1 protein-coding gene and 1 pseudogene are annotated in these 518 nt (G+C 55.2%); both read right to left on the bottom strand.

Features of this window, described 5'->3' with window-relative positions; genetic code table 11:
- The coding region (locus ALO43_RS09290; RefSeq protein WP_054997411.1) for a ferric reductase-like transmembrane domain-containing protein at positions 1-338 on the bottom strand (338 nt) is incomplete at its 3' end.
- A pseudogene (locus tag ALO43_RS09295) lies at positions 338-518 on the bottom strand (protein-methionine-sulfoxide reductase catalytic subunit MsrP); the annotation flags it as partial. The gene ALO43_RS09290 and the pseudogene ALO43_RS09295, both read right to left, overlap by 1 nt.

The raw sequence follows: 518 nt of genomic DNA on the forward strand, positions 1-518 counted from the left end.
ATGATATAGGGACGCTTGAACAGCTCCACGCCTAACTGTCCTAAATCCAGCCCGAGAATGAATAGCGCATACATCGTCATGTGCAGCACCACATAAGCGAAACACCACAACCCCAATTGACGACGGACGACGATCCACCCCAGCCAGCCAGTCAGACGCTGCAAAGGGGTCATGGACATTGTGATCAGCAACATCACCAGAGTCGCTAGCCCGAAATCTTCTACCAGAACCTTGCCCGGATCAGGCCCCAAGGCAAAGATCCATGCCTGATAGAGCCACCAGACCGGCGCAACACACGCGGCGAGAAATACAGCCAGACGCCAGAACGGGTATCGCATCAATAGTCCTTCCGCAAATCCATACCGGCATACAAGGCACCCACCTCATCCTCATAACCGTTGAACATTTTCGTGTCGCGCAGATTCGGACTGAACAGGCCGCTCGGCAAGCGACGCTCTCGGGCCTGAGTCCAACGAGGGTGATCCACCGTCGGGTTAACGTTGGCATAGAAGCCGTAC

The sequence above is a fragment of the Pseudomonas tremae genome, from assembly GCF_001401155.1.
Lineage (GTDB): Bacteria > Pseudomonadota > Gammaproteobacteria > Pseudomonadales > Pseudomonadaceae > Aquipseudomonas > Aquipseudomonas tremae.